General features: G+C 71.1%; 17 protein-coding genes and 1 tRNA gene. 12 read left to right on the top strand and 6 right to left on the bottom strand.

Translation table 11 applies throughout. From position 1 onward, the window contains the following. Positions 1 to 146: 146 nt before the first annotated feature. From ACIQWX_RS48150 to ACIQWX_RS48160, 3 genes are all read left to right on the top strand, one after another. Complete coding sequence (locus tag ACIQWX_RS48150) at positions 147 to 521, top strand: peptidase inhibitor family I36 protein (RefSeq protein ID WP_400886430.1); 375 nt, start codon at positions 147 to 149, stop codon at positions 519 to 521. Between the two features lie 1,148 nt (positions 522 to 1,669). Next, a tRNA-Arg gene (locus ACIQWX_RS48155) sits at positions 1,670 to 1,746 on the top strand. A gap of 312 nt (positions 1,747 to 2,058) precedes the next feature. Beyond that, positions 2,059 to 2,262, top strand: coding sequence for a hypothetical protein (locus ACIQWX_RS48160; RefSeq protein WP_400886433.1), 204 nt, complete (start codon positions 2,059 to 2,061; stop codon positions 2,260 to 2,262). Between the two features lie 222 nt (positions 2,263 to 2,484). On the opposite strand, the gene ACIQWX_RS48165 is transcribed toward ACIQWX_RS48160, so the two are convergent. After that, complete coding sequence (locus ACIQWX_RS48165; protein ID WP_400886436.1) at positions 2,485 to 2,835, bottom strand: hypothetical protein; 351 nt, start codon at positions 2,833 to 2,835, stop codon at positions 2,485 to 2,487. Between the two features lie 307 nt (positions 2,836 to 3,142). After that, the gene (locus ACIQWX_RS48170; protein WP_400886439.1) at positions 3,143 to 4,531 is read right to left on the bottom strand and encodes a nucleotide disphospho-sugar-binding domain-containing protein; all 1,389 of its coding nucleotides are present in this window, start codon (positions 4,529 to 4,531) and stop codon (positions 3,143 to 3,145) included. A 669-nt stretch (positions 4,532 to 5,200) separates the two neighbouring features. Between ACIQWX_RS48170 and ACIQWX_RS48175 the strand changes: the two genes are divergently transcribed. The 3 genes from ACIQWX_RS48175 to ACIQWX_RS48185 all read left to right on the top strand — a co-directional run bounded on the left by ACIQWX_RS48175 (position 5,201) and on the right by ACIQWX_RS48185 (position 9,926). Then, entirely contained in the window at positions 5,201 to 7,300 is a 2,100-nt protein-coding gene (locus ACIQWX_RS48175; protein WP_400886441.1) for a peroxidase family protein, read from the top strand. Between the two features lie 35 nt (positions 7,301 to 7,335). Next, entirely contained in the window at positions 7,336 to 8,451 is a 1,116-nt protein-coding gene (locus tag ACIQWX_RS48180; protein ID WP_400886443.1) for a hypothetical protein, read from the top strand. Positions 8,452 to 8,684: 233 nt separating this feature from the next. Continuing rightward, the gene (locus ACIQWX_RS48185; protein ID WP_400886446.1) at positions 8,685 to 9,926 is read left to right on the top strand and encodes a cytochrome P450; all 1,242 of its coding nucleotides are present in this window, start codon (positions 8,685 to 8,687) and stop codon (positions 9,924 to 9,926) included. Between the two features lie 144 nt (positions 9,927 to 10,070). Here the strand turns inward: ACIQWX_RS48185 and ACIQWX_RS48190 are convergent, their stop codons facing one another. Next, positions 10,071 to 10,331, bottom strand: a complete 261-nt coding sequence (locus ACIQWX_RS48190) for a phosphopantetheine-binding protein (protein WP_400886448.1) — start codon at positions 10,329 to 10,331, stop codon at positions 10,071 to 10,073. A 240-nt stretch (positions 10,332 to 10,571) separates the two neighbouring features. On the opposite strand from ACIQWX_RS48190, the gene ACIQWX_RS48195 reads away from it, so the two are divergent. From ACIQWX_RS48195 to ACIQWX_RS48205, 3 genes are all read left to right on the top strand, one after another. Beyond that, positions 10,572 to 12,071 (top strand): tryptophan 7-halogenase, encoded by a 1,500-nt coding sequence (locus ACIQWX_RS48195; protein WP_400886450.1) that lies wholly within the window; start codon positions 10,572 to 10,574, stop codon positions 12,069 to 12,071. A 14-nt stretch (positions 12,072 to 12,085) separates the two neighbouring features. Beyond that, positions 12,086 to 13,426, top strand: a complete 1,341-nt coding sequence (locus ACIQWX_RS48200; protein ID WP_400886453.1) for a condensation domain-containing protein — start codon at positions 12,086 to 12,088, stop codon at positions 13,424 to 13,426. A 178-nt stretch (positions 13,427 to 13,604) separates the two neighbouring features. Beyond that, complete coding sequence (locus ACIQWX_RS48205; RefSeq protein ID WP_400886454.1) at positions 13,605 to 14,198, top strand: dihydrofolate reductase family protein; 594 nt, start codon at positions 13,605 to 13,607, stop codon at positions 14,196 to 14,198. 60 nt (positions 14,199 to 14,258) lie between these two features. On the opposite strand, the gene ACIQWX_RS48210 is transcribed toward ACIQWX_RS48205, so the two are convergent. Both ACIQWX_RS48210 and ACIQWX_RS48215 read right to left on the bottom strand, forming a co-directional pair. After that, positions 14,259 to 15,605, bottom strand: coding sequence for an FAD-dependent oxidoreductase (locus tag ACIQWX_RS48210; RefSeq protein ID WP_400886455.1), 1,347 nt, complete (start codon positions 15,603 to 15,605; stop codon positions 14,259 to 14,261). 95 nt (positions 15,606 to 15,700) lie between these two features. Next, complete coding sequence (locus ACIQWX_RS48215) at positions 15,701 to 16,867, bottom strand: epoxide hydrolase family protein (protein ID WP_400886458.1); 1,167 nt, start codon at positions 16,865 to 16,867, stop codon at positions 15,701 to 15,703. 271 nt (positions 16,868 to 17,138) lie between these two features. On the opposite strand from ACIQWX_RS48215, the gene ACIQWX_RS48220 reads away from it, so the two are divergent. Next, positions 17,139 to 18,419 carry an MFS transporter gene (locus tag ACIQWX_RS48220; protein ID WP_400886460.1) on the top strand — a complete coding sequence of 427 codons (1,281 nt, stop codon included), beginning with the start codon at positions 17,139 to 17,141 and terminating at the stop codon, positions 18,417 to 18,419. 428 nt (positions 18,420 to 18,847) lie between these two features. On the opposite strand, the gene ACIQWX_RS48225 is transcribed toward ACIQWX_RS48220, so the two are convergent. Then, the gene (locus tag ACIQWX_RS48225; RefSeq protein WP_400886462.1) at positions 18,848 to 20,431 is read right to left on the bottom strand and encodes an MFS transporter; all 1,584 of its coding nucleotides are present in this window, start codon (positions 20,429 to 20,431) and stop codon (positions 18,848 to 18,850) included. Positions 20,432 to 20,752: 321 nt separating this feature from the next. Between ACIQWX_RS48225 and ACIQWX_RS48230 the strand changes: the two genes are divergently transcribed. Beyond that, positions 20,753 to 22,105, top strand: a complete 1,353-nt coding sequence (locus ACIQWX_RS48230) for a condensation domain-containing protein (RefSeq protein WP_400886465.1) — start codon at positions 20,753 to 20,755, stop codon at positions 22,103 to 22,105. A gap of 128 nt (positions 22,106 to 22,233) precedes the next feature. Continuing rightward, positions 22,234 to 22,713, top strand: a complete 480-nt coding sequence (locus ACIQWX_RS48235) for an SgcJ/EcaC family oxidoreductase (RefSeq protein WP_400886467.1) — start codon at positions 22,234 to 22,236, stop codon at positions 22,711 to 22,713. Positions 22,714 to 22,726 lie beyond the last annotated feature (13 nt).

Consider the following 22,726-nt stretch of genomic DNA (forward strand, 5'->3'; position numbering starts at 1 on the left):
TCGCGGATCTGTGGACAACCGCTCCCCGCCCGCCGACCTGTCCACAGATCCGAAATCGCGGGCTGACAAATCTTCCCCCGCCCGCCAATCTGGAATCACCAGTTCACCGCGGCCCGCAAGCCGCGAATCCAGAGGGGAAATCCACGATGTCCGCACGCCGTTTCCGCGCCCGCTTGCCGCACCTGCTGATCCTGGCCACGCTGGGGCTCTTGACCAGTGTCGGAACCGCTCAGGCCGCGTCCGATCCGGGATGTCAGAAGGGCGAATTCTGCCTGTGGTCGGCGAACGACTACGGCGGCGAGATCTCCCGATTCGACTTGCGCACGGCGAATCCGGGGGAATGCATTCCGTTGCCCGAGGGATTCGCAGGATCGTCGTTCGCGAATCTCCTGACGCGGGACGTGACGGTGTACCAGAGCGACGAATGCTCGACGGAGGGGGATTTCGTCACGTACCCGGGTGGAGGCACGTTCGTGCCGGACGCTCCGTTCCTGGTCCGCGGGATCCAGCTCTGGGAGTGAGGCCGCCCAGGCGGCACGAGGTACGCCACCGAACCGGCCCCAGGCCAACGCACCCTTACTGACCCGGACCACCTCAACGCAACCCGCCGATCCGGCCGGCACGGCAGCTCATTGACCCAGGCCATCTCACTTCAACCCACCGACCCGGGCCCGTACCGCTCGACAGGCGACCCAGACCTACCTCGCCCCAGCCAACCGACCGGGGTCAGCACCGCGGCGCCCAGTGACCCGAACCCACCCTCGGCACAGCCGGCCGACCCGGCCCGCACCCCGCAGCCCACCAAAACCAGACCCACGTCACCACAGCCCACCACCGACCCGGGCCCGCACCGCCGTCCGCTCCAAGGGAGGAGCCGGCTCGCGGCGGCGGCCGGACCCGACCGGGGCCGCTCCCCCGAAAGCGGCCCCACCCCGTGGGCGCGCCCCAGCGGCGGGGCGCGCCCACGGGCTTCCCAAAGCGACCACCAGCCGCGTCACACCCACCGGGCGACTTCAGAGGCCGTGGCGGGGTCCGACGCGGCCCTGGGGCGGCCAGCCGGGCTTCTTGGTCCTCCCCAGCCGTCAGGTCTGGCAACCACGCCAGGCAAGCCCACGGAAGGCCCACCTCAGCCCCAACCAACCACCGCGCTGCCCGCCCGCGCGGCGCAGGCCAGGTGCCCCTGGCCACCGCACCCAACCGGAGCAAGAGCCTTCTGATCTCTAGGTCGCAGATTCGAGTCCTGACGGGGCGCGCCGCCGTCGGCAACCGGCGTTTCGAACAGTGCAACACCATACACAGGCACCGCAAAACCGCAGGTGAGAGACCACCGCGCCGCCCGCCGCGGCGGGCAGGCAGCGGCGTGCGGACGCTCGCGGCGCTGCCTGCCCGGCCGCAGTGACGTGCGGGCGAGCGTGGTCGGGCTGGACACAGCAAGAGCCTTCTGATCGCCAGATTACAGGTTCGGGGCCCGTCCGGAAGCCCGTTCGGTCACCCTCAGCACCGCACCCGACACTCAAGGAGGTCTACACCACCCGGTCGACGCCGCTTCCCCCGAACTTCCGAATTCCGTCGAACGAGACCTGAAACGATTCGCCGGTGTCGAACGATCGAGAGGATGGCGACGACTAAGCTGCCAGTGCCGGGTTGCCGGCAGCAGCCGTCGGCGCGGGCCCTCGTAGCTCAGCTGGATAGAGCAAGAGCCTTCTAATCTCTAGGTCGCAGGTTCGAGTCCTGCCGGGGGCGCCACCAGGGAAGACGTCGTGCGCGGCTGCGCACGACGCCCCCTGAACATCCATGACCGGCCCCACGTCGGGGCCCTCTTCCGGCGCCGCGCGCCTACCCCCACTTTGGACGGTCGTCCGCGCCGGCGGACTCCGGAAGTCGCATCGTGCGAGCGGCCAGGTGGCCCAACGGTTCTGACCGAGCCCATCCCGAGACAACCTTGTTACCAACGGCGAGGCGCATCCGAGCCGCCACGCCCAGCTATGACACGCGTAGTGCGGCCCGCGCGCGAAAGACCACCCGATCGAGCGAATTACGAAGGAGGCGTACCACACCGTGGACCACCAAGAACCAAGCGGACGCCATCGGCGGCGGCGGGCCAACCGCGTCACGCGCGCCACCCTCGACGAAGCCCGGCGGGCAGGGCTCGTCCGGCGGCACCTGACGAAGCTGCGGCACCTGACCGAACGCGCCGCACGCGCACCCGCGCCCGAGCAGCCGGCCACCGACGGGCCTGCATCCACATCGGACGCCGCCTGAGCGCCGACGTGATGGCTGCGGGGAGGTGTTCGGAAACCCGCGAGTGCCTGACCGTGCGACCGCCTCGGGCGGGCGGCGGCCACCGGAAGGCAGCGACGGGCGCAAGTCGCGCTTTGGCCTCTCCACGGCCAGCTCGTCAGCCGGGGCCGGCCAAGCAGCCTCGGCGAGCTGTGTGACGAGCGCGGCGCTCAGACGCATAGCCCTACCGCCTCGTCGGCAGGTCTAGAGACCGGGCGGCTGTAGGCCCGGAGACCGTGCCGGATCGACTGAGCCGAACCGAACCGAACCGACCCAGTCGGGCCGAGCCGAACCGGACCGCCGAGTCGGGCCGAGCCAGACCGGGCCGGGCCGGGCCAGGCCGAGCCGGGCCAGGCCGAGCCGGGCCAGGCCGAGCCGGGCCAGGCCGAGCCGGGCCAGGCCGAGCCGAACCGGACCGAGCCGGACCGAGCCGGGCCGGGCCGAGCCGGGCCGAGCCAGACCGGGCGGGGCCGAGCCAGGCCGAGCCGAGCCAGGCCAGGCCAGGCCGAGCCAGGCCAGGCCGAGCCGGCCCGGGCCGGGCCGGGCGGACGCCATGCTGCCGTCGGGCGATCCTCACCGAGCTGCGCGACTGCGGTCGACGCCGAAACGGACGGCAACTCAGCCTCCCGCGCGGCGAATGCGGCCATTGTCGACGTCAGCGAACCGGCCGGCCATCTGCGGCGAGGCACAAGCACAGCCGCACGCACGACTTTCGGAAGCGCTTGCGGGTTACGACGTAAAGCCGAGACGCCCGGCGAGGCGGCTGCTTCCGCAGGGGACAGCCGCCGCCTCTGAGCCGAAACGACGCAGGACACCCGGTGGGCCGGCGGAGCCTTCGCTCGCGACGGCTCCGCCGGACCGGTCAGCGCCGCGCGGCGATGCGCTCGAGGGCCGGGACCACTTCCGACGGGTTGGGCATCGCGTCCCAGATCGCGTGGACCTTGTCGACGCCCTCGCGGTACGCCGGATCCGTCACCACCTGCAGGATGACCTTCGCGATCTCGTCCGCGGTCTGGGTCTGGTGGTCGAGCCGGGCTCCGGCTCCGCGGGCGATCAGGTAGTTGGCGTTGCGCGTCGCCTCGACCTTCTTTTCCGGAAGGACCCACTGGGTCGTTTCGGTTTCGGTCTCCTCGCGGACCCCGAACTCCTTGCCCACCTGGAAACTGCCCGCCGCCGGGGTGGTGTCGCGGACCTGGCGCATCAGAACCGACTCCTCCGTGTCGAGGATCAGCTGCGGCACCCGGAACGCGATCGCCGCCGCCGTCGTGCCCATGCCTCCGTGGTGGATGATCGCCGCACAGGTGGGCAGGAGCTGGGTGAGGTTCACCCAGTCGAGCACGCGGACGTTGGCCGGGATTTCCTCGATGCCCTGCAGCTGCAGCTCGTTCAGGGTGGCGACGACTTCGACGTCCAAAGTAGACAACGCCTCGAGGATCTTCGGGAGCCGGGCGTCGCCGGGAACGAAGCGGCGGGTCGACTCGCCGAGGGTGAGCGCGATCCGCGGGCGCTCCGGGTTCTCGTACAGCCACTCCGGAACTGCGGCGGCACCGGTGAACGGCATGAACCGCATCGGGATGGTCTTCGCGGCCAGAGGCGGGTTGAGGCCGGTCGGCATCTGATCGACGCTCCACTGACCGACCAGCAGCTCGTTGTCGATTTCGACGCCGTGGCGCTCCGCCAGCGGACGCAGGACATCGGCGAGGGGATTCTCCGACAGGCCCGCCGCGCGCAGCTCCGCGGCCCGTTCGGCCAGCTTGTCCACGCTGAACCCGAAGATGTCCGGCCCGAGCAGCAAGCGCACGTGCGCGGCACCGCACACCTTGGCCGCCACCGCACCGGACGCGAACGTGGCGTCCCAGACGACCAGGTCGGGCCGCCACGCCTCGGCGAACGCCACGAGGTCGCCGGCTTCCGGGAGGTCGGTGCGGAGGTAGTCCGACGTCGGGTTCAGCAGGTACTGGAAGAAGATGATCCACAGCTCGCGCTCGGCGGCGGTGAGGCCGAGCGCGTCGGCGTAGCGGAGGACCTCCTCGGGCGATGCGGGCTGCCGCGCGTCGTCGCGCATGCGTGGCTCGTTCGCGTCCGGGTCGCCCAGCCGGACCGGCGTCAGGCCCGTCTTCACGATGGCGTCGGCGAAACGGGCCTGGGAAGCCACCCGTACTTCATGCCCGGCGTTCTGCAACGCCCACGCGAGCGGGGCGATCGGCCACAGGTGGGCCAACGAGGGGTACGGGGTGAACAGGACGCGCATCGAGGCTCCTCATTCCGGTCGGTGGCGCCCGGGCGGGGCGAGCTCCCGGTCGTCGTGCGGGGGCAGCCGGCCGGCGTACCCGCACGGCGGTATCGTCCGCCCCATCGGGCCGGTGCCTCATCTCCCCCGTTGCGGCAGGACCGCTCCCCCGGCGCAAGACAGGGAACGAGCAACGTCGAAGGCGTGCCGCGATTGCTGGATTGTGCCTGTTCGTTCCACTTCGGACGGCCCCGTCACCTCGTCCGACCACGCCGGACCCTTCCCCGGTGCCCCACCGCAACACCGAAGATGCGGGGCCTGTGCCGAGGGACGATGGTGGCGTCCAGGGTTAGCGACGCCGGCACCGGGACCGTCTGGGGTGCGAGGAACTCGGCAAAGCCGAGGTCCATCGCGGAACCGGCTTCGGTACTCCTGCGAACAGATGTGACCGATTCGGGAAGAGCTCACGGGAACGGCCGGGCAGTACCCGGCAGACGGCGCGCCGGGGCATGCGGCGGTGAACGGTGCCGTCGGTGACCGCGAGGGCGAACTCTTTCCCGCCGGCGAATCCGGTGCCGCGCCGTTTCCCGGTGCGGCCGCCGGGCGGTACGGCGGGAGCCCCGGAACCGGCGCGGCCGTTGCGTCGCGGCGTATCGGCGTCCCTCCGAAGAACGCGAGAAAGAGAGTACAATGCCGGCTCCACACAGCGATGACAGCGACCTCGACGACATCTCGACGAACAAACCCGTTTCGCGGCGGGGTTTCGGGAAGACGACGCTCGGGCTCGTGGCCGCGGCCGGCGTGCTCGGCGCGGCGAGGAACACCGGTACGGCCGACGCAGCCCAAGCCGAAGGCGGCGAACGGCTCGTCCTCGACGTCTACGAAACCGCGCCGATCACCGGGGAAGGCAACAACAAGCAGCACCCGGAGTGGGGTGCCGCGATGACGAACTACCCGCGGGTGGCACCACCCGCCTACCCCGACGGCAAGTCCCAGATGCTCGACGGTCCCAACGAACGCTGGATCAGCAACCGCATCTTCAACGACGTCGGCGTGACGCTCTACTCGCCGCGCAACATCAGCATGTGGGGCTTCGTCTGGGGCCAGTTCCTCGACCACACCTTCGCGCTGCGCCTCGGGCGGCGGCAAACCGGTGAGGACGGCGAGAACGCCGACATCCCGACCGACGACAACGCGCCCCTGGAGCAGTTCCCCAACGCGCTCGGGGCCGTCCTGATGAACCGGTCCATCCCGGGCCCGGACAGCGGCGTGACGAACCCCCGCGAGCAGGTCAACCAGATCAGCTCCTACATCGACGCGGCCGCCGTCTACGGCAACTCCGATGTCCGGCTGAGCTGGTTGCGGGAAGGGCCTGCGGACGGCAACCCGCTGCACTCCGGCCCCAGGCTGTTCATGAAGGAGAACGGTTACCTGCCGAGGCGCAACAGCCGCGGGAACCAGGCCGCCGCGCCGTCGATGGTGTACGGCGCGATGCCGGACCCCGGTCTCGCGGCCGTTGCCGGTGATCAGCGCGCCAACGAAAACCCGATGCTGCTCGCCACGCAGACGTTGTTCGCCCGCGAGCACAACCGGATCGTCGACCGCCTCCCGAAGGAGCTGTCCGACGAGGACAAGTTCCAGATCGCCCGCGCGGTGGTCGTCGCCACGCAGCAGTGGATCACCTACGAGGAATGGCTTCCCGCCCTGGGTGTGCGCCTGCCCCGCTACACCGGCTACCGGCCGTCGGTCGACGTCGGTGCCACGAACGAGTTCGCCACGATCGGCTACCGGGCGCACAGCATGATCAACAACGCGCTCACCGTCGAAACCGAGGCGCGCCGATACGACCAGGACACCGTCGCCTGGCTGAAGACCCTGGGCATCACCGTGAACTACCACGGCGACAAGGTCGAGATCATCGCGCCGCACGGGTACCGCACGTTCTTCCAGCCCGATCTCATCGAGCGGCTCGAGCTCGGCCCGATGCTGCAGGGCGTCGGCCTGAAGCCGATGTGCCGGAACGACTCCAACATCAGCAACCTGATCCGCAGCCTCGTCGCCCCGTTCACGCCGGGCAAGCAGGTCATGAACGACCTCGCCGCGGTCGACATCGGCCGCGGGCGCGACCACGGCCTCCCGCGGTACAACGACATCCGCCGCGCGTACGGGCTCCGGCCGAAGACGTCGTTCCGCGACATCACCGGCGAGGACTCGGAGGACTGGCCCGCCGACCCGAAGCTGACCCCCGGCAAGGAGATCGACGACCCGGCCAGCCTGGACTGGGTCGCGCTCCGGGACATCCACGGCCGTCCGACGACCAAGGAGGCGGACAACGCGGTCGACGGCAGGCGCCGCACGCCGCTCGCCGCCCGGCTGAAGGCCGTCTACGGCGGCCGGATCGACGACGTGGACGCGTTCGCCGGGATGGTCTGCGAGCAGCACCTGCCGGGCCGGGAGTTCGGCGAGCTCCAGCTCGCCATCTGGCGCAAGCAGTTCACCGACATGCGCGACGGCGACCGGTTCTTCTACGAGAACAACCCGTTGCTGCGCTTCGTCCGACGGGCCTACAACATCGACTACCGCTCGTCACTGGCCGACGTGATCGCGCGCAACACCGACGTCGCGCGCCACGACCTCGGTCGGAACGTGTTCTTCGCCCGGGACAACGCAGGGAAGAAGAACTACGGTGCCGCAGCAGGCGGCGCGGCAGCGGCAGGCGGTGCGGCCGCCGCGGGCGCCGTCCAGGCGCCGGACCGCAAAGACTGGTTCTGCGGGCAGGCCGAGGTCTGAGGCCCGTGATTTCGGCAGCGGAGAGAGGAAGCACCATGCCCCAGCGACAGGACGGCGGCGGGTTCGCCTACCGCGGCGTCGGCTACGACACCGGCTCGACCTACTCGACGTACCAGGGCGACCTGTCCCGGAACGTCTGGAACACCGAACTCATGGAGGCGGAAGTCGGTCTGGTCAGCGACCGCCTGAACGCCAACTGCATCACCGTCTACGGCAGCGACTTCGGCCGGCTGACCGAGACCGCCACCGCGGCGCTCGATCGCGGCCTGCACGTCCGGCTCGACCCCCGGCTGGCCAACCACGGACAGGACGAGGTGATCGACCACATCGCCGGGGTCGCGCGGCTGGCCGAAGACCTGCGGACCAACGGCGGGGACGTCAGCCTGACGGTGGGGACCGAGCACTCGATCCTCACCAACGGGATCATGCCCGGCGACTCCTACCTCGAGCGCATGTTCGCCATCTACTTCGAAGGCGAGATGCGGTTCGGCGTCCGGGTGGGCAAACCGCTGACCCCGCAGGCGAAGGAGATCATCGCGGAGTCCGCTCCGCGGCTCAACGCCTTCCTCGGCCGGGCGGCCGCGGCGGCCCGCGGGGCCTTCCGCGGTGAGCTGTCGTACTCGGGTCCCGCGTGGGAGCAGGTCGACTGGACCCCGTTCGACCTGGTCGGGATCGCCCTGTTCCTGAACCCGGCCGCACTCACCCCCGAACAGCACCTCGCCGAGCTCGCGCGGTTCCGCGCGCACGGCAAGCCGGTCCTCATCGCGGGCTTCGGCGTCGGGAGCTACCGGGGCGCCGAGCGGAAGGGCTTCTTCAACTGGGACATCGTGGATCGCACCCAGGAGCCGCCGACCGTGCTGGACGGCTTCGTCCGGGACGAAGGCGAGCAGGCCGCCTACTACCGGAAGATGCTCGGCCTGTTCGAGGAGGCGGGCGTCCACGGGGTCGCGCCGGCGGACCTCGTCCACCCGACGCACCCGCATTCCGCCGACCCGAAGCACGATCTCGACATGGCGAGCATGAGCCTCGTCAAGTCCGTGCGTGACGACCACTTCGACCACGACTCGGCCTACCGCCGGGAGTTCAAGGAGTCGTTCCACGCCGTCGCGCAGTACTACGGCGCCGCTTCCGCGCGCGCCAGCGCCGCGTAGTCCGGGAGGGTCCCGTCGAGCCGCGCCCGGGTGGAAACCCGGGCGCGGCTCCCTTCGCGTCGGAGGACCACCGCGCAGCACTCGGGGAGACGCGCTCCGGCACGCGAAAACCTAGCCTGGGAACGGACGTCCGGGCCGGCGAGCAGCTCGGGTCGCGGGCCCGCGCCGGCGTGGCGGCGGCGCCCACCGGACGCCGGGCCACGGGAATTCCCGCTCAGCACGAGAGGACGGTCATGACCGCGACAGTCGAACCTGCGGCAGACAACGCGGACCTGCCGCACTACCCCCTCCAGCGGGAGTGCCCGCACAAGGCGTCGGCCAAGACGGCCGCGCTCCGCGAAGCCGGGCCGATCAGCAAGGTCCGGCTCTACGACGGCAAAGTCTCCTGGTTCGTGTCGGGCCCGGCGGAGGTGCGCGCGCTGCTGGCCGACCCCCGGATGTCCAGCCTGTCGACCTTCCCGAACTACCCGGTGATCGACGAGAGCCTGCTCCACATGCGGGCGACGCGCGAGATGGCGCGCGAGGTCGAGGGCGGGTTCCCGGAGGTGCTCTTCGGCGTCGACCCGCCGGAGCACACCCGGCAGCGCAAGATGCTGCTGCCCAGCTTCACCGTCCGCCGGATCGCCGGGCTCCGCCCCGAGATCCAGCGCATCGTCGACCAGCGCGTCGACGCCCTGCTGGAGGCGGGCCCCGGCGCCGACTTCATCTCGATCTTCGCCAAGCCCATCCCGATGATGGTGATCTGCCTGTTCCTCGGCGTGCCCTACGAAGAGCACGACATCTTCCAGGGCCCGATGCGCAACCTCCTGGTCCCCGAGCACGCGGACGAGGCGCTGGAGGAGTTCACGGCCTACCTGGACCAGCTGATCCGCGCCAAGGAGACCACGCCGGGCACCGGCCTGCTCGACGACATGATCGCCAAGTACGTCCACTCCGGCGACCTGCCGCGCGACGAGCTCGTCGCGATGGCGCTGGCGATCCTGATGGCCGGCACCGCGACGACCACCGGGGCCATCTCGCTCGGCACCCTGGCGCTGCTGGACACCCCGGGCCAGTACAAGACGCTGCACGCGGAACCGTCGCTGATCCCCGGCGCCATCGAGGAGATCCTGCGGTACGTGAACCTCGTCGAGCAGCTGTCGCGCGTCGCCACCGAGGACGTCGAGATCGCCGGGCACACCATCAAGGCGGGGGATGGCATCCTGCTCAGCTGCGCGGCGGCGAACCTGGACCCGGCGATCACGTCCCACCCCGAGGAGCTGGACGTGACGCGGCCGCCGACCGGGGCGCTCGCGTTCAGCCACGGCCTGCACCACTGCATGGGCCAGAACCTGGCGAAGCTCGAGCTGGACATCGTGTTCCGGACGCTGATCGAGCGGATCCCGTCGCTGCGGCCGGCCATCCCCGTCGTCGAGATCCCCTGGGAGTTCGACTTCATCGTGTCGCGGCTGCACTCGTTCCCCGTCACCTGGTAGCCGGGCACGGAAGCAGGGCCCCTCCGCGAACGTTCGCGGAGGGGCCCTGCTTCCGTCGCGGCCCGGCACGACCGCGGACGCGGATCGGCCCCGGCCTCCACGTCGGGAAGCCGGGGCCGGTGCGGCCGCGCGGTGGTCTCCGGATCAGGCGGCCTGCGCGTCACCCTTCTTGGCCGCCACGACGGCCGCGGTGAAGGTCGCCAGGTCGGGGTCTTCGAAGAGGATCCCGACGTCCACCGGCACCCCGAGCTCGTCTTCGACCCTGGCCACGATGCGCACGGCGGAGATCGACTGGCCCTCCAGATCGAAGAACGTGAGGTTCCCGCCGTCTTCCGGCACGCCGAGGACATCCCGCCAGATCTCCTCGACACGCTGTTCGATCGCGCGTGCGTCCTGTTCGGCCATCGGGTGCTCCCTTCCGGATTCGATGTCCTCCCATCGTCGGGAATCCGCCGCTCCGCGTCTTCCTCAGGCTTGCGCGCGGAAACCCTTGGCACAGCGAACCTTTCGCAGCTCTTGAGAAGCTTCGCGGCCCACCGGCGTGTGACGATGCCAGAGGAACGCACCGACGCGGTGGCGAGCGCGGCGTGGCCGGGCGCCGGGCAGGTCACGCCGACCTGCCCGCAGAACGGGAGGACGAGAGACGTGAGCACCGAGAATGACCCCGAGTTCGACGTCGTGGTGGTAGGCGGCGGCCCTTGTGGTTCGACCGTGTCGACCCTGGTCGCCATGCAGGGCCACCGGGTTCTGCTGCTGGAGAAGGAGAAGTTCCCCCGCTTCCAGATCGGCGAGTCGCTGCTGCCGGCGACGATCCACGGGATCTGCAAGCTGCTCGGGGTCTCCGAGGACCTCAAGAACGCCGGCTTCCCGATCAAGCGCGGCGGCAGTTTCCGCTGGGGCAAGAACCCCGAGCCGTGGGAGTTCTCCTTCTCACTGTCTTCGAAGTTCGTCGACGGCGCCTCCACCGCCTACCAGGTCGAGCGGATGAAGTTCGACCAGATCCTGCTGGAGAACGCGCGCCGCAAGGAGGTTGAGGTGCGCGAAGAGGCGTCCGTCGTGGACGTCATCGAGAACGACGGCCGGGTCGCGGGGGTGCGCTACACCGACGAGTCCGGCGTGACCCACCTCGTGCGCAGCCGTTACGTGGTCGACTCGTCCGGGAACAAGAGCCGGATCCACGGCCGGATCGGTGGCAAGCGCCACTACTCGGACTTCTTCCGCAACCTCGCGCTCTTCGGCTACTTCACCGGCGGCAAGCGGCTGCCGGCGCCGAACGAGGGCAACATCCTGGCCGTCGCCTTCGAACGCGGCTGGTTCTGGTACATCCCGCTGTCGGACACGCTGACCAGCGTGGGCGCGGTCCTGATGCCCGAGGAGCTGGACAAGGTCCAGGGCGACCGCGAGCAGGCCCTGCAGAACCTGATCAAGGAGTGCCCGCTGATCGCCGAGTACCTGGCCGACGCGCAGCGCGTCACCGAGGGGACGTACGGCGAGGTCCGCGTCCGCAAGGACTACTCCTACATCCAGGAGAAGTTCTGGCGGCCCGGCATGGTCCTGGCCGGCGACGCCGCCTGCTTCATCGACCCGGTGTTCTCTCAGGGCGTGCACTTGGCGACCTACGGCGGGCTGCTCGCCGCGCGGTCGTTGAACACCGCCCTCGCCGGCGAGGTGGACGAGACGGTCGCGTTCGACGAGTTCGAGACCCGGTACCGCATGGAGTACGCGCGCTTCCACGACTTCCTGGTCGCCTTCTACGACATGCACGAGGACGAGAACTCCTACTTCTGGAGCGCGAAGAAGGTCACCAAGAGCGGGGCGTCCCACGTCGAGTCGTTCGTCGAGCTGGTCGGCGGCGGCGCGTCCAACGAGGTCGCCCTGGTCGACTCCGAGCAGTACGTCAGCCAGCGGCAGCAGATGTTCGCCGAGCTGTCCGACGTGGTCGAGCGGCGGGCCCGCGGCGAGGCCGAGAACCACGAGCTGCTGAAGTCGAGCCTGATCCGTTCGGTGGCCCGGGAGGGGCACCGCGTGCAGATCCAGGCCGCGTCGGGCAAGAACGTCGACGAGGTCACGCCGGTGCGCGACGGTGGCCTGGTGCCCTCGCCGGACGGGTTCCACTGGGTCGAGCCGACCCGGCTGGCGAGCTGAGGCACGAGGCGAAGATGAGCGAATCGGACACCGGGACCGTGCGAGTCCCCCTTTCCCTCCAGCTGGACTTCCTGCGGATGATGGACGACGGGAGCGAGGGCGGCCCGTTCGGCCCGCGCTACACCCTCGCCGCCGGGTGGCGCGTGCGCGGCCCGATCGACCTGGACGCGCTGCGTGCGGCGCTCGACGACGTCGTCGAGCGGCACGAAGCCCTGCGCACGCGGATCGTGCTCGACGACGGTGAGCCGTACCAGGAGATCTGCCCGCCGGCGTCGCCGGACCTGGACGTCCGGGACCTCACCGCCGGCGCCGCCGGCCGGGAGGTCCGCACGGAGGAATTCATCAACGAGGTCGAAGAGAGCGTCTCGATCGGCCCGACGACACCGCGGTTGCGTGCCGTGCTGGGCCGGTTCGACCCGGAAGACGCGGTCCTGGTGTTCGTCGCCCACCACACCATCGTGGACGGGTGGGGACTGCAGGTCGTCTTCCGGGACCTGGTGCGGTGCTACACCGCTCGCGGCGCCGGCGAGACGCCGGACCTGCCACCCGCCCCGCAGTACCGCGAGTACGTGGCGTGGCAGCGCCGGCAGGCCGGCACCCCCGCCACCGCGCGGGCCCGCGCCTTCTGGCGCGAGCACCTCGACGGGGCGCGGGTGACCCCGGTGCCGACCGACCGGCCCCGGACCCACGACGGCTACGTCACGGGCTGGCACCGGTTCATGCTCGAGGACGAGTTCCGGACGGCCACCCTCGACCTCGCGCGCGAGACCCGCAGCTCGCCGTTCATGGTGCTGCTGGCGGCGTTCCTCGTCGTGCTGCGCGAGCGCACCGGGGAGACCGACCTGGTCGTGCCGACCCTGACCGCGGGACGGCCGGCGACGTGGATGCTCGACGTGGTGGGCGTGTTCTACAACTTCACGCCGCTGCGCACGGACATCGGGGGGTGCACGACGTTCCGCGAAGTCGTGGCCCGCGTCCGGACGGCCTGCCTGAAGACCTACCCGAACGAGCTGACCTTCCCCGAGGTGATCAGCGAAGCACCCGAACTGATGACGGCCGTGGCGGTGCCGGAGGCGGCGCCGGTCGCGTTCCAGGTCATCCAGCACGGCGTCGAAGCGGAGCCCGCCGCCGGGGTCCGGTTCGAGGCGGTGCGCCGGCGGGTGGTCTCGACGCCGGTCGGTTCGCAGATCCCCGACGGCATCCTGGCCGAGCTCGACCTGCACCCCGAGGGCGGCATGTTCGGCAAGGTCGCGTACACGAAACACATGTTCGACGAGAGCACCGTGGTCGGCCTGATGAGCGACCTGCGGGCAGTGCTCGTGGACGTGGTGATCGGCCGGGAGCAGGCGGCCTGACGACCGGACCCGCGGACCCGGCTCGGAGCTTCCGAGCCGGGTTTTCCGCCTGCCCGGCGCGTGGAGTGATCGAGCGAGCACACTGGGAGTTGCCGCGCTCACCGACGGCCGCGAAGCTGGGCGGGCAAGGGGCGGATGGCCGGCATCCGCCGTCACCCGAGCGTTTCAGGAGCAGCCCATGGCCACCGTCATCGCCGACGTCTCGATGTCGCTGGACGGCTTCATCGCCAACCTCGACGACAGCGTCGGCCCGCTCTTCGACTGGTTCCAGAACGGCCACGTCGACGTACCGAGCAAGGACCCGAGGTGGCAGTACAAGACCACCGAAGCCAGTGCCGAGCACCTGCGCGAGGGCTTCGTCAAGGTCAAGTCCCTCATCTGCGGCCGCACCCTGTTCGACTACGCCCACGGGTGGGGCGGCAACCACCCGGCCGGCGTGCCGCTGTTCGTCGTCACCCATTCGGTGCCCGACGGCTGGCCACGCGAGGACTCGCCGTACAGCTTCGTCACCGACGGCGTCGAATCGGCCGTGAAGCAGGCGAGCGAAGTGGCCGGCGACGACGGGTGGGTCGCCATCGCCAGCGCCAGCATCGCCCAGCAGTGCCTCAACGCCGGCCTGCTCGACGGGCTCCGGATCTCCCTCGTCCCGGTGCTCTTCGGCGAAGGCGTCCCGCTGCTCGCCAACCTCACCGGCCGGCACACCATGCTCAGCGACCCGATCGTGCGGGAGGGCAAAGAGGTGACCCACCTGCACTACACCGTCCTCAAGTGACTCCGGGCACGCGACGGCCCCGGCAGCGATCCGCCGCCGGGGCCGTCGTCGTACCCGGGTCTAACGGTGGGAACCGTCCTCGGCCGGAGTTCCCCCCTTGGAAGCGCGCAGCACGTCACGCACCATGCCCGGGCGCATGAGCGCCTGCGGCGGGTCGATCAGGCCGGCCACGCGGAAGAACGCTTCGGTGAACCGGGCGTCGCGCGTCGCGGCCGTGTGGAGCCGGGAGATGTAGGCGTTGCCCATCCGCACCTTCAGCGTCCGCTTGCCCTCCACGCCGGGGAACGCCAGGTCCGCGCTCGCCGAGGTGTCCCAAGGCGTGTCGATGATCGGCGAGATCGCCCGGAAGAACCGCCGCGGCCGCACCGAACCCTCGGCGAGGTGGTCGCGCAGCGCGGCGGCTTCCATCGCCGCGACCGTCATACCCTGCCCGTACACCGGGTTGAACGCGCAGACGCCGTCCCCGATGACGAGCAGCCCCTCCGGGAACCTCGCGAGCCGCTCGTAGCGGCGGCGGACGCTGGCGGGCACGTGGAAGGTGACCGGTTCGTCGATCGGCTCGGCGCTCTGCACCGACTCGAAGATCTCCGGTGCGGCGAGGGTCTTCACGAACTGGAGGAAGCCTTCGTCGTCCCGGGGCGGGTGGTCGCCCAGCAAGCCGGTCAGTGAAAGCATCGAGGTGCCGTCGCTCAGCTTGGGGAAGAACGCGCCGCGCGGGTTGTCCGGCGAGGCGACGGGGTTGATCGACAGGTCGCTGCCGTACGGGTCGTCGCGGAGACGGTAGTGCCGGGTCGTGTAGGCGAGGTCGATCTTCACCCGGTCTTCGGCGGGCCGCGGGTAACCGAGCTCCTCGAGCCAGGCCGGCGTCCGCGACCCGCGACCGGTGGCGTCGACGACGACGTCGGCCGTCAGCACCTCCGTGTCGTCGCCGGCGACGAGCCGGACGCCGGTCACCCGGGAACCGTCGGCCGAAGCCGTCAGGCCCTGGATGACCGTCCGCTCCCGAAGCTCCACACCGGACAGCGCGAGCACCCGGTCGCGCACGTGCGCCTCGAGCACCGGGCGGGTGGCCGAGACGCTCAGCAGCCCGGACTCCTTCTGCCGCAGGCGTTGCCCGTTGAAGTACCAGCGGAGGTTGCCGGCCAGGTCGCCGGCCGGGATCCCCGCACCGACCAGCTCCGCGGCCAGGCCGGGGAAGAGGTCTTCGAGGATCTGCTGACCGCGGGCCAGCAACGCGTGGGCGTGGCGCCCGTGCGGCACACCCCGCCGCGGGCCGCGCACCCCCACGAGCTCGTCGCGGTCGACGATCAGGACGCGTTCGTAGGACTCGGAAAGCACCCGCGCCGCGAGCAGTCCGGCCATCCCGCCGCCGAGGACGACGGCTGTCTTTCCCAGGTATTCGCCCACGTGGGACTCCTTTGCTCTCGATCCACCCGCCCGGGCCGGTCAGTCCAGATTCCAAGGTCGCGGCCGGGCGGGCGTCTCGCCCGTTGCGGTGCCGGTCAGGAGCCCGCCGGCTCGTCCTTGAGCCCGCGGGCGAAGGCGCGGATGTCCTCGGCCAGGAGCTCGGGCTGCTCGAGGGCGGCGAAGTGGCCGCCGCGGTCGAACTCGCTCCAATGCCGGATCGACGGCAGATCCCGGTCGGCGAGCCGGCGGATCGGCAGCAGGATGTCGTGCGGGAAGACCGCCACGCCGACCGGCACGGTGACCGGCGGCACCGCCGCCGCGCCTTCCTTGCCGATGTCCCGCAGGCTGTCCGCGTCTTCGTAGTACAGCTGGGCCGACGAGCCGGCGGTGGCGGTCAGCCAGTAGGTCGACACGATCGTCAGCAGCCGGTCGCGGTCGATCTCCGACGCCGGGTCGGTCCACTCGCGGAACTTCTCCGCGATCCACGCCAGCTGGCCCACCGGGGAATCGGTCAGCCCGTAGGAAAGCGTCTGCGGTCGCGTCGACTGGAGCTTCATGTACGCGGAGAGCTCGGTGTCGAACCGGGACATCCGGCCGAGCCGGGCCAGGTCCGCCTCGGCCAGCCCCGCCAGCTCCGCCGGGTCACCGGACGGGAAGGTCATGAGCATGTTGACGTGCACGCCGAGGACGTGCTCCGGGGCGACCCTGGCCAAGGCCAGTGAAATGACCGAACCGGCGTCACCGCCCTGCGCGACGTAGCGGTCGTAGCCCAGGCGGCGCATCAGCTCCGCCCACGCGAGGGCGACTCGCTGTGTGCCCCAACCGGTTTCCGTCAGCGGCCCCGAAAACCCGAACCCGGGCACGGTCGGCACGACGAGGTGGAACGCGTCGGCGGGGTCGCCTCCGTGCGCCCGCGGGTCGGTCAACGGCCCGACGAGGTCCAGGAACTCGGCGACCCCGCCCGGCCAGCCGTGGGTGAGCAGCAGCGGCACCGCCGAGGGCTCCGGGGAGCGCACGTGGACGAAGTGGACGTTCGCTCCGTCGATCTCCGTGACGAACTGCGGGTGGCGGTTGAGCTCCCGCTCCGCCGCGCGCCAGTCGAACCCGGTGCGCCAGTACTCGGCCAGGTCCCGCAGATAAGCCGCCGGCACGCCGCGCTCCCAGCCGATCCCGGCGGGCTCGGCCGGCCACCGGGTCCGCTCCAGGCGCCGGCGCAGGTCCGTCAGCTCGGCCTCGGGGATGTCGATTCGAAACTCTCGCATGAAAGGCCCATTCCTGTTCCGGGGCGGGGAAACGAGCCGCGGCAGCGGCGTGGGACATCGTCTTCCGCGCGCACCGCCGTCGACGTCTTCCCGGTTGCGGGCCGGCCGGGAGCGCATTCGCGGAGACGTCGGCCGGGTGACGGATCCCGATGATGGGAACGACCGCCGCGTCCGCGGGCGCGGCGGTCATCCGACACGAACAGGACGGGCCTCGGTCCGGTGGTCGCCCTCGCGAGCCGGCGGGACCCGCCCCCTCCAGGAAGGGCGGGCCATGACCATCTCCGAATCCCACGCACGGCCGGCGCGCGCCGATGCCGGGGCCGCCGCGTTCGCCGAACCGACGGCCAAGGTCACCGGCCGCTGGATCAGCCTGTGGTCACTGGCGAACTTCATGGTGACCGGCCTCGTCTTCGGTGCGAGCTCGATCCTGGGACCGCAGCTGGCCCAGGCGATCGACCCGGAGAACAAGGTCGGCACGATGGCCGTGGCCGGCATCCTCGCCGGGATCATCCCGGTCGTGGGCGGGCCGTTGTTCGGGGCGCTGAGCGACCGGACGACCGCCCGCCGCGGCCGCCGCCACCCGTGGATCCTGCTCGGCGCCTTCGGCACGGCGGCGGTGTTCGCCGTGCAGGCCGTGCAGACCACCGTGGCCGGCTACCTCATCACGTCGATCCTGCTCGGCTGCTTCATCGCGATCCTGACGACCAGCATCGTCGCCGTCATCCCGGACGACGTCCCGGTGGGGCAGCGCGCGACGGTCTCGGCGTGGGGCGGCGCGGTCGGCGGCTCGGTCGGTCTCCTGTTCGGCACGGCGCTGGTGGCGGTCGCCGTCACCGGCCTCACCGCCGGGTACACGACGATGGCCGTGCTGCTCGTCGTGGGGGTCGTGCCGTTCGCGGTGTTCACCCGCGGCGCGGCGCTGGACCGGGCCGACCGGCCGTCGTGGCGGTGGGGCGCGTTCTTCCGGACCCTGTGGGTGAGCCCGCGGCGGCACCCCGACTTCTGGTGGGCCATCGGGGGCCGGTTCCTGTTCTTCCTGGCCAACGGGTTGTTCAGCACCTACCTCTTCTTCTTCCTGCAGGACTCCGTGCACTACCCGGACCCGGCCGTCGGCGTGCTGATCCTGACGACGGTGTACGTCGTCTTCGCGGCCCTTTCCAGCGTCCCGGTGGGACGGTTGTCGGACCGGTTGCGCAAGCGGAAGAACATCACGATCGTCAGCGCGGCCGCGCAGGCCGCGGCGTGCGTCGTCCTCGCGGTGTCGCAGACGTGGACGGCGGCGATCGTCGGCGCGGTCCTGCTCGGCGTCGGCTTCGGGGTCTACTCCGCCGTCGACCAGGCCCTGGTGACCGAGGTGCTGCCGACGGCCGCCGGCCGCGGCAAGGACATGGGCCTGATCACGATGACCAGCACCCTCGCGACCCTGCTCACGCCGGCGATCGCCGCCCCGGTGATCCTGCACCTCGGCGGTTACGCGGGCCTGTTCCTGCTGGCGGCGGTGGTCGGGGTGCTCTCGGCCGTTCTGGTCCGGCCCATCAAGAGCGTGCGCTGAACCCGCTTCCAGCGGTACGGGACGAGCCCCGGCGGATGCCCGCCGGGGCTCGTTCGCGTGTGCGGCACCACGACTGCGGGCACCGGCCGGCCGGGGCCCGGTCGAACGGGCCAGGCCGAGCGCTGCTCCAAGGCGAAGGCGCGGCAGGCCGGCCACCGGCACCGACGGACCCGCACCGCGGAGGCTGCCGGCACCACGGATGCGCCGGCCTCTTGCGCTCGCCGAGGCACCCGAACCCGGCCGGCGCGTCGGCGAGGTCGCCCGTTCGAGCCGCCCGGCCGGCTCCGGCTGCTCGTCCGGCAGCGCCGCCGTCGGGACCGCGCGAACAGCTGCGGGTGCTGGTCCCAGCCCGCCGGCGCCTGGTTCCCGGACACGAAAAGAGGACCTCCCACGAGGAAGGTCCTCTTTCGTGCCGAACGCCCGGACGATCAGTTGATCGCTTCGGGTACCTCCGCGGCGGCAGCATCCGCCTCCGCCGCGGGAGCACCCTGGGCGGCGCCCGTGGGCGGCACCCGGCGCAGTCGCGACGCCGCGAACACGGCCAGTGCCGCCAGCACCACCGCGGTCACCGTGGCGACCACGTTCAGCCCCGAGGTGAACGCGTCCCGCGCCGCCGACAGCAGCTGCTCGCCGGCCGGGCCGGGGGTCTGCGCCGCCGTGGCGACGCCGCCGGCGACGCTCGCCTCGGCGGTCGCGGCCGCGTCCGGGCCGATCCCGGCCGGCACGACCAAGTCGCCGCGGTACACGGCGGTGCCGATCAGGCCGGCGATCGCCACGCCCATCGCCGCCCCGAACTCGCCACCGGTCGACTGGAGCGAGCCGGCCGAACCGGCTTTCTCCGGCGGAGCCGACGACATGATCAGGAACGGCGTGATCACGCCGACCGGACTGCCACCGATGTAGACCAGGATCAGGCCGGGCAGGATCAGGCCCAGTCCGGCCGACGTGCTCACGAAGACGAGCACGACCGAACCCGCGGCCGCGACCGCCAGCCCCGCGGCCACGACGAACGCGGGCCGGATCTTGCGGGCCAGCCCGGTCGCCAGGCCACTGCCGACGACCATGGCGAACGACGGGATCAGCAGCCACAGACCGACCACGACCGGCGTGAAGCCCTCGACCAGCTGCATGTGCAGCGAGGTCATGAAGCCGACGCCGCCCATGACGAACGAGAACAGCGTCGCCATCACCAGCGCGCCGGTCAGGACCGGGTTGCGGAACAGGCTCACGTCGAGGAGGGGGTTGGCCAGTTTCCGCTGCCGTTGCACGAAAACAGCCAGGAAGACGGCGCCGGCGACGATCGCCACCACGGAGACCGCACTCCAGCCTTCGCGCGCCAGCTCCTTGAACCCGTAGATCACCGGCAGGATGCCCGCCAGCGACAGCAGCACGCTGAGGAGGTCGGTCCGGCCGGCGTCGGGGTTGCGGAACTCCGACAGCAGGAACGGACCGGTCAGCAGCAGCAGGCCCATGACGGGAACGCCCATCAGGAAGATGGAGCCCCACCAGAACGAGCTCAGCAGCAGCCCGCCGACGACCGGACCGAGGATCACGCCGAGCATGATCGACGTGCCCCAGACCCCCATCGCGGCACCCATCTGCTTGGGGTCCTTGAACATCCGCTGGATCAGGGCGAGCACGTTCGGCGCCACGGTGGCCCCGGCGATGCCCAGCACGGCACGGGACGCGATCAGCAACGCCGTGGAGTTGGCGTACGCCGCCACGATGGACGCGACGATGAACACCGCCGCGCCGATCAGCAGGAGCCTACGCCGCCCGATCCGGTCCCCGAGGTTGCCCATGGTGATCAGGAAGCCCGCGATCATGAACCCGTAGATGTCGGTGATCCACAGCTGCTGGATCCCGCTCGCCCCGAGGTCCGCGCTCATGTGCGGCAGTGCCAGGATGGTGACGGTGATGTCCACCGTGGTCAACATGGTGGGCAGGCACAGCACGAGCAGTCCCACCCATTGCCGCCATCCGGCCTTGGCAGGAACGTCGACTGCGGTCATGTTCCTTGTCCTCTCTTCTCGCACCCGCCGCGGTGGCGGCCGGTGCTGGATCGCAGGTAGCGGCAGAAGCCGTATCCGAGGCCGAGCCGCCGACACGCGCATCACAATCAGGCGACTTGCCCTCACGTAGCGTGGCAGCGGGCGGTTACGCACTGCATCTTCTGACGTGCGCGGCTCTCGCGACGCGGCAGCTCAGGCGCGTGGGCGCCCGAGGTCCGCGCAACGCAGGAGAAGTCCGCCGTCGTGCCCGTGTGAGCCTTCGAGCCTGGGCCGGGGCGATGGCCGCCGGCGGTAGGGCAGCTTGCGAAAGGACCGCCGATCATGACCTCTCCCGCGCAGCCCGGCGACGGGTTCCCGCTGTCCCGTCAGCACGACTTCCTCCGCCTGCTCGATTCCGGCACCGAGTCCGGACCCTTCGGGCCGCGCAACACCATCGTCGGCGGCTGGCGCGTCCGCGGCCGGATCGACGTGGCCGCGCTGCGCGGCGCCCTCGACGACCTGGTCGTCCGGCACGAGAGCCTCCGCACGCGCACCGTGCTCGGCGCCGAGCCGAGGCAGCGGGTGCTGCCGCCGAGCTCACCGGAGCTGACGTTCGAAGACCTCGACGCCGCCCCGGGCGGCCGCGACGCGGCAGCGGAGCGGTTCGTGAACCGGATCGAGGCCGGCGAGTTCGACGCGGAATCCGTGCCGCAGCTGCGGGTGGTGCTCGGCCGGTTCGCCGCCGAAGACGCGGTGCTGTCGTTCATCGCCCACCACAACGCCGTCGACGGCTGGTCGGCGCAAATCGTGCTGCGGGACCTCGCCGAGCTCTACGCGGCCCGCCGCGACGGCCGCCCGGCGAACCTGCCGGTGATGCGGCAGTACCGCGAGTTCGCCGGCTGGCAACGCGACGAGCTCGCGAGCCCCTCGGCCGCCCGCGCCCGCGACTACTGGCGTGATCAGCTGCGCGGTGCCGCGGCCATGCCGCTGCCGGTCGACCGGCCCCGCCTCCCCGGCGCGGAGTTCCGCACCGGCTGGTACCGGTTCCTGCTGGACGACGGCATCAAGCGGGCGGTCGCCGCACTGGCCAAGGAGACCCGAACCTCGCAGTTCATGGTGCTGTACGCGGCTTTCCTGCTCCACCTGCGCGACCGCACCGGCGAGACCGACGTCGTGCTGCCCACCTTCTCACCGGGACGCGGAACGGCCGGGTTCCAGGACACCATCGGGCTGTTCTACAACTACCTGCCGCTGCGCACGAACCTGGCCGGTGCGCGGGACCTGGTGGACCTGCTCCCCCGCGTCCGCCGGACCTGCCTCGAGGGGTACCGCCACGAGCTCCCGTTCAGCGAGGTGCTCGGCCAGGCACCGGAGCTGATGCGCCGGGTGACCACCCTGGACGGCGCCGGCCTGGCCTTCCAGGTGATCCAGTCCCCGTACATGATGGCCGACACCGAGGTCGGCGGGCTGCGGTTCACCGCGATCCGCCGGCGGCTGCTGTCGGCACGCGTCGGCTCGCAGATCCCCGACGGGGTGTTGTGGACGCTCGAGCCGCAGCACGACGGCGGCATCGTCGGGAAGATCGGCTACACCGACAACATGTTCGGCGAGGCCGGTATCGAAGCCATGGTGGGCGAGTTCCACGAATCCCTGCGGCGGATCTTCTTCCCGGGTTTCTCCGCGGCCGCCGCCTGAGCCGGGCACCACCGTCCGCAAGCGACAAGGCGCGCCCGCACGGGCCGCCCCCGACCATGGCCGCTGACGCACGACAGCGCTGGAACGTTCGGCGCGGCACCGGAAACCGCAACCGAAGGAGATCCACCATGTCCGCAACCACCTCCGCGCCCGGCGCGGCCGAGCAGGCCAGGCTCGACGCCTACTACGGCCCGTTCACCAGCGACCGCGAGAAGGAGGTCCTGGGCCTGCCCCTCCGGCTCGTGGCCGCCTGGACCGAAAACGACGGGCAGGGCGTCGCGGACGTCTTCACCGAGGACGGCGTGCTCATCCTGCCGGGCGACGTCCTCAAGCGGGGGCGGACCGAGATCGCCGACTTCATGAAGGCGGCGTACGCGGGCCCGTTCAAGGGGACCGGTGTCACCGGGGCACCGGTGGACGTGCGGTTCGCGAACGACGACGTCGCGCTGCTGCGCACCCACGGCGGCATCCTCGCGCCGGGCGCGACGGAGGTCGACCCGGCCCTCGCGGTCCGGTCCACGTGGGTGTGCGTCCGGATCGGCGGGCAGTGGCAGCTGGCCGGATACCAGAACAGCCCCCGCGGAACCGGCGCGACGCTGCGCTGGTGACCCCCGACCGACC

This window comes from Amycolatopsis sp. NPDC098790, assembly GCF_044759945.1.
In the GTDB taxonomy this organism is placed as follows: domain Bacteria; phylum Actinomycetota; class Actinomycetes; order Mycobacteriales; family Pseudonocardiaceae; genus Amycolatopsis.